Raw genomic sequence first — 6,267 nt, 5'->3', positions numbered from 1 at the left:
GCTTCCTCAGAGGGCTCTGCCAGGAGCCGTGCCAGGCGCGCCGCTCCCGGCAGAATGGCCCCATAAACACCCATCGAAACCCCAGCATATCGCCCCTTCATCTCCCTTGCCAGTGTCCGACATGTGTCTGACCCTAATCAGAGTGGCTTTCGTCATATCCGTTGTTCTTTAGGAATATAGGCTACCCCACGCTTTCCAGCATCTTTTTTACAGTGAGGCCGATTTCGGCGGGGCTGGGGGCTATGGCGGCCCCGGCCTGGGCCAGGGCGTCTATCTTGTCCCGGGCCGATTCCCCTCCCCCGGAGATTATGGCCCCGGCGTGGCCCATGCGCCGGCCTGGGGGGGCGGTGGCCCCGGCTACAAAGGCCACCACCGGTTTGGGGAAGCCCCCCTTGTTGATATACTCCGCCGCCTCCTGCTCATAGGCCCCTCCGATTTCCCCGATGAGGACCACCGCCTCCGTCTGGGGGTCCCGGGCAAAGAGCTCAAGGATGTCCACAAAGCTGGAGCCTGGCAGGGGGTCGCCGCCGATGCCCACGCAGGTGGACTGGCCCAGCCCCAGGGCGGTGAGCTGGGCCACCGCCTCGTAGGTCAAGGTGCCGCTGCGGGAGACCACCCCCACCAGCCCCGGCATATGGATATCCCCGGCCATGATGCCCATCTTGCCCTTCCCGGGTGAAATGACGCCGGGGCAGTTGGGGCCGATAAGGCGCACCCCCTTCTCCCTGATATGTTTCAGGACCAGGACCATGTCACGGAGCGGGATGCCCTCGGTGATACAGACCACCAGGGATAGCCCCGCATCGGCGGCCTCCAGGATGGCATCGGCGGCGAAGGGGGCGGGGACAAAGATGATGCTGGCGTCGGCCCGTGTTTCCCTTACCGCCTGCTCCACGGTGTTGAAGACCGGGACGCCGTGGACCGAGCTTCCTCCTTTACCGGGCGTTACCCCCGCCACTACCTTTGTGCCGTATTCCAGCATGCGCCGGGTGTGAAAGCTCCCCTCCCCCCCCGTGATGCCCTGGACCAGGACCAGCGTCCTTTCATCTATCAGGATGCTCACCGGGCCGCTTCCACCGCCTTCCTTGCGGCATCCCCCATGTCGCCGGCGAAGATGAGGGGCAACCTGGATTCCTCAAGAATCCTCTGCCCCTCCTCCGCGTTTGTCCCCGCCAGCCTCACCACAACGGGGAAGCGGATGTCCAGGCTCTTGAAGGCCTCAACCATCCCCCGGGCGATGACGTCCACCCGCGCCATCCCCCCGAAGATATTCACCAGGACCGCCCTCACACCGGGGTCAGCCACAAGGACTTTGAAGGCGTTGACCACCCGCTCTGGGGTGTTGAGGGTGCCGATATCCAGGAAGTTGGCCGGCCGGCCCCCCGCCAGGGTGATAAGGTCCATCACCGCCATCGCCAGGCCGGCCCCGTTGACCATGCAGCCTATATTCCCGTCCAGCCTGACGTAGTTCCTCAACCCCAGGGAGAGGGCCTCCCGCTCCCGGGGGTCCTCCTGCTCTGGGTCCCGGAGCTGCTGGAGCTCCGGGTGACGAAAGAGGGCGTTATCGTCAAAGATGAGCTTGGCATCCAGGGCCAGGAGCTTTCCCCTGGCGGTCAGGGCCAGGGGATTTATCTCCGCCAGGGAACAGTCCTTCTCCCAGTAGAGCTTCAGAAGACGGCAGACAATATCCGAGAAAGGTCCCAGAAGGCCCGGCTCCAGGTCCAGGGCCACCGCCAGCTTCCGGCCGGTAGAGGGACGGGCGGAGAGGGGGAGGTCTATCCCGGCCCGGAAGACCCTCTCGGGGATGTCCCGGGCCATCTGCTCAATGTCCATCCCCCCTGAGGGGCTGGCCAAGACCACCGGCAGCCCCGCCTTCCGGTCCAGGGCGATTCCCAGGTAGAGCTCCCTGCGGATCTCTGCCGCTTCCTCCACCAGGACCTCGTTGACGGGCAGGCCGCCAGGCCCCGTCTGGGAGGTAACCAGCCTCTTCCCCAGCAAGGCCCTGGCTATGGCCTCGGCCTCATGAGGGGTGTCGGCCTGCCTTATCCCACCCCCCTTCCCCCTTCCCCCGGCGTGGACCTGCGCCTTGAGGACCACCTTTGTGCCCAGCTCCCGGGCTATCTCCCGGGCCTCCTGGAGGCTCCTGGCGGCCCTTCCCCTGGGGATGGGGATGCGGTACTGGGCCAGAAGGCCCTTGGCCTGGTATTCATGAATTTTCATCGGACTCCAAGCTGGCGGAGGGGGTGGGATTCGAACCCACGCTCGCCAGAGGCGAGAGCGGTTTTCAAGACCGCCGCCATAGTCCTCTCGGCCACCCCTCCAAATACGAATTCTCGCCTATTCTCGCCCGAAAGTCCACAATCGCTGACGGATTGCTACCCAACCGCTTTTTCTGGCAGTGCAGCCAGGGCTGCCTGAAGCCATCCCTCAAGCCGCTGTGGCCCAGCCTTTCACTCACCATCTTGGGATGCACACCCGTCGGGGTTGCAGATTACTAGCGGCGCTGCAATCTGCCCCCGGGTTGGCTTCTGGCCCTACTTCCGGTTAAGAGTATTCCGATAGGCCGTTGTCAGGTCATCCATACTCATGACGATGTTGCCGCCGTCAATCGTGTAGGCTGCCGCTTTCTTCGCGTATGACATGCAAGCGGAAACGCCTCTGATGCCAATCCCTGTGCTGGCGTTAAACACCGTCCCGCAGCTGTCACAAATCAACGTTCCGTTCTTCAGGGTAAAGCTCCTTCCCCCGCAGGGGACACAAACGGCTGCCCGGACGTAGTACTTCCCGTCAAGCTGGTATGCCATAAAGGGCATGTTGCCGGCTGGTGAACTGGCAGAGAAGTTCTCTATCCCGTTGCGTCCAACTTCCTCGGCGGATATGGACACCGTTGTGCCGGAAATCTGCGGCGTGACCGTTTTGGGACGATAGGCCACATTGCTCCTTGACGAAGGCCCCGTGGTGGTAGGCGTTGGAGTAGGAGTAGGAGTTGCGGTAGGGGCAGGAGTTGGGGTGGGAGTTGCGGTAGGCGCCGGGCTCGGAGCAAGGGTAGGCGTTGGGGTCGGACCGGCAGTAGGTGCTGAGGCGCGAGCCGGCGCAAGGGCAGGCGTGGGCGTTGGGGCTTTGGCCCCTCGGCCACAGGCAGCCACCAGCATCCCGCTGGCAATCACTGCAGCTAGAAACCACCGCGAATTCACTTTTAGACCTCCTTTCACTTACTCGGAGCACAGTTCGTATTCTTGGTCCGCTGCGCTATCTGCCCATCGCGGAGGATGATGATTTCCCTGGCACGCTCGGCTGCCTCGCGGTTATGAGTAACCATGACGATGGTCCTCCCTTCCCTGTTTAGCTGGTCGAATATGTCCAGAATTGCCTTTCCGTTCCTCTGGTCGATGTTGCCCGTCGGTTCATCGGCCAGCACAAGCGCGGGGTCACAAATCAACGCCCGGGCAATGGCGACTCTTTGCTGCTCCCCTCCGCTCAGCTGGTTTGGTGTATGATTGGCCCGCTTCCCCAACCCCATCCGTTCAAGCAGTTCCATGGCTCGTGCCCGTTTGCCGTTGCTGCCGGAGAACGTGAGCGGCAGCAGTACATTCTCCAGAGCGGTCAAGGAGCGCAACAGGTGATATTGCTGGAAAACGTAGGCTATCTTCCCTCTTCGGACGTTAACCAGCTTGTCTTCGTCCAGGTTGTCGATTCGCTGGCCGTTCAGGATAACCTCACCAGAAGAGGGCCTTTCGAGGCCGCCTATCACATTGAGCAGCGTTGACTTCCCGCTGCCCGATGGCCCCATAACTGCGATATAGTCGCCATCGTTGACATTGAATGACACGTCGTTAAGGGCGACGGCTCTAGCCTCCCCGCCGCCGAAAATCTTGGTGATACAATTCACCTCTAACATCTTCGCCTCCTAGACTGCCCTGAAGCAGTCAGCTATTTTCACTCTGGTAGCCCGCATTGCCGGATAGAGGGTAGCTAGTAGAGAAATCAGTATGGCCAACCCTATCGATAGCGGCAAATAAGGGGCAACGAACAGAATACTCGTGCCTTCGAATATCAGCGGTCCGATTGCATAGGCCAACAGTGTTCCTGCACCGTAGCCCAGCACACCGCCGGCGACACCAACCACTATAGCCTCGTAGATGAGGGCCTTGGTTATCTGGCCTCCAGACGCCCCCACCGCCCTCATGATTGCCAGGTCCCTTATCCTCTCATTGATTGAGGTCAGGAGAGTGTTAAATACGCCGAAGCCGCCGACCACCAGGCTGACCCCGGCCAGGGCCAGCATGAATTTGCCAATCTTTTGCAGCATGCCCATCTCAGAGTCGGCAATTTGCTTCACCGCAACGGCGCGGACTCCGGAGATGTTCTGGTTGATGCCGTCAGCAATAATCTCAACAGGGCACGCATTGCACAGGGCCCGAATATCCACAGAAGATATCAAGCCATGCTTGTTGTATGCTCCCTGGAGGGTCGCCAGCGGAACGAAGGCCTGGTAGTCATCACCGGCGCCCGTGTCATGGAGAATGCCAACCACAGTCAGTGTCCTGCCGTTAAGAGAAACTGCGTCACCGACGTCGAGCTTGAGCATAGCCGCAGCTTGAGACCCCAGCAGGGCCTGGTCACCGGTATCAAGGTACTCCCCTTTGGCAACCTGCCACCACGTGTTTACTTTGAACTGTTCTTCAGGGTCAATACCTACCGCAACTACCTGAGCCCCTTTGATATCTGCGTTCACGAACAGCTTTGGTGCGATGCTGGCAATGTTGCCTGGTTCGGTGATTCCCAGCGCCTCCTTGATCATGTGATCGGCTATCTGCCTGATCTGGGGAACCTTGTCCTCGCTGATATAGTTGTCTCCCAGGTTCATCGTTCCGAGACTCAGGTCGCCGAGCCCGTTGTCGATGGTCTTCGTCGCGGGCATGACGCTGAGATTGGCACCGTATTTCTCCAGCTGGGCTGTGATTCTGGCCTGACCGGCAGCAGCTACAGTCAGTATGCTCACTACCGTCATCGTACCTATGACTACGCCGAGGACAGCGTACAGAACTCGTCGCTTACGGCGCCTGATGTCTTTCAGAACCACCTGATATAGTTTCATCTACCTCCTCCTCTTCAAAAAGACCACATGAGAAATCAGGGTGATGTGGACTGGTGAGCCTTCGGCTTCCTATGATTCAGACAACAAACGAGTGGAAAGAGTAAGGTTGCCGCAATCGATAGTCAGCGAAGGCTTTATGGGATCTAGGTTTGAGGAGGTTCTTCGGACCTGAGGGAACTACGGCAGCGGTACCGAGCACAAGGGGGGGCGGAGAATTCCTGAGGCGTATCCTGGTCAAGGCACCCCTTCGCCTCAAAGAAGGTCAGGGTCAGATTTTCGGGGAGTCTGACCAGGGGGATGACCTTGCTCAGAGTAAGGCGACTGGGGGATGGAAGCACACTTGCCGCTGCGGAGTGAGAAAGCGGGCACTCCGGGGTCAGCAAACAAGACGGAACCGGCGCGTTCTCCTGCCCGGCGCAGGAGTGACCTCTACCCATCCCCTCCATAGATTGAGCGCAAACGGGTGTTGCGCCAATGAGCGACACCACCACGATGAAAACCAGAAGACAGACGGCCTTCACGGACCTTTGCTGCACAATCCGTCCTCGGGCCAAGTCCTCCGAACCCCTCAACTACCGCTCCTCATTCCCAGTGTAACCATATGTTACCATCTTTCACCTTATGTGTCAACGAGATGAGGCTTTGAATTTCTGATAGAATGGCCCTGATGGCAGAGCCGCCGGAGGTCTCTCTAAAAAGGCGCTTCCTGAACCTGCGCACCCTTCTCTCCTTTGCCCTGGCCCTGGGCTTTCTCGTCTTCCTCCTCTTCCGGCTGGATGTGGACCTCTCGGCTACCTGGGCCAGGATAAAGGGGGTAAACCCATTCCTCTACCTCCTGGCTTTCCTGGCATATTACGCCAGCTTTCCCCTGAGGGCCTGGCGGTGGAGGCTGTTGCTGGTCAACGTGGGCTATGAGGCCTCTCGCCTCCCCACCATCCGGAGGCTCACCTCCATATTCATTATCAATTTCTTCGCCAACTGCGTCCTCTATGCCCGCCTGGGGGACGCCTACCGGGCCTACCTGCTGAAAGAGGACACGGGGGCCAGCTTCCCCAGAGCACTGGGGACGGTGGTGGCGGAGAGGGTCCTGGACCTGGTTACTGTTCTTCTCCTGCTTATCATCTCCGGGGTGGGGTTGTGGAGGCAGGGGGGCATCTTTCTCTCCGTGC

At 60.1% G+C, this 6,267-nt stretch carries 6 protein-coding genes and 1 tRNA gene; 1 reads left to right on the top strand and 6 read right to left on the bottom strand.

Annotation, left to right across the window (positions count from 1 at the left end):
• Positions 1-181: 181 nt before the first annotated feature.
• The 6 genes from sucD to KJ624_04165 all read right to left on the bottom strand — a co-directional run bounded on the left by sucD (position 182) and on the right by KJ624_04165 (position 5,098).
• A complete protein-coding gene (gene sucD / locus KJ624_04190) occupies positions 182-1,063 on the bottom strand; it encodes a succinate--CoA ligase subunit alpha (GenBank protein MBU2009029.1) in 882 nt (293 codons plus the stop codon).
• Entirely contained in the window at positions 1,060-2,220 is a 1,161-nt protein-coding gene (gene sucC / locus KJ624_04185) for an ADP-forming succinate--CoA ligase subunit beta (protein MBU2009028.1), read from the bottom strand. Before sucC ends, sucD begins: the two co-directional genes overlap by 4 nt.
• A 12-nt stretch (positions 2,221-2,232) precedes the next feature.
• Positions 2,233-2,321, bottom strand: a tRNA-Ser gene (locus tag KJ624_04180).
• A gap of 213 nt (positions 2,322-2,534) precedes the next feature.
• Positions 2,535-3,194 (bottom strand): DUF2318 domain-containing protein, encoded by a 660-nt coding sequence (locus KJ624_04175; GenBank protein ID MBU2009027.1) that lies wholly within the window; start codon positions 3,192-3,194, stop codon positions 2,535-2,537.
• A gap of 14 nt (positions 3,195-3,208) precedes the next feature.
• Positions 3,209-3,898, bottom strand: a complete 690-nt coding sequence (locus KJ624_04170; protein ID MBU2009026.1) for an ABC transporter ATP-binding protein — start codon at positions 3,896-3,898, stop codon at positions 3,209-3,211.
• A 9-nt stretch (positions 3,899-3,907) separates the two neighbouring features.
• The gene (locus KJ624_04165; GenBank protein ID MBU2009025.1) at positions 3,908-5,098 is read right to left on the bottom strand and encodes an ABC transporter permease; all 1,191 of its coding nucleotides are present in this window, start codon (positions 5,096-5,098) and stop codon (positions 3,908-3,910) included.
• Positions 5,099-5,765: 667 nt separating this feature from the next.
• Between KJ624_04165 and KJ624_04160 the strand changes: the two genes are divergently transcribed.
• A partial coding sequence (locus tag KJ624_04160) for a flippase-like domain-containing protein (protein ID MBU2009024.1) occupies positions 5,766-6,267 on the top strand: 502 nt, incomplete at its 3' end.

It is taken from the genome of Chloroflexota bacterium (assembly GCA_018825785.1).
Classification (GTDB): domain Bacteria; phylum Chloroflexota; class Dehalococcoidia; order JACVQG01; family JAHKAY01; genus JAHKAY01.
This window is presented reverse-complemented; position numbering and strand designations above follow the sequence as displayed.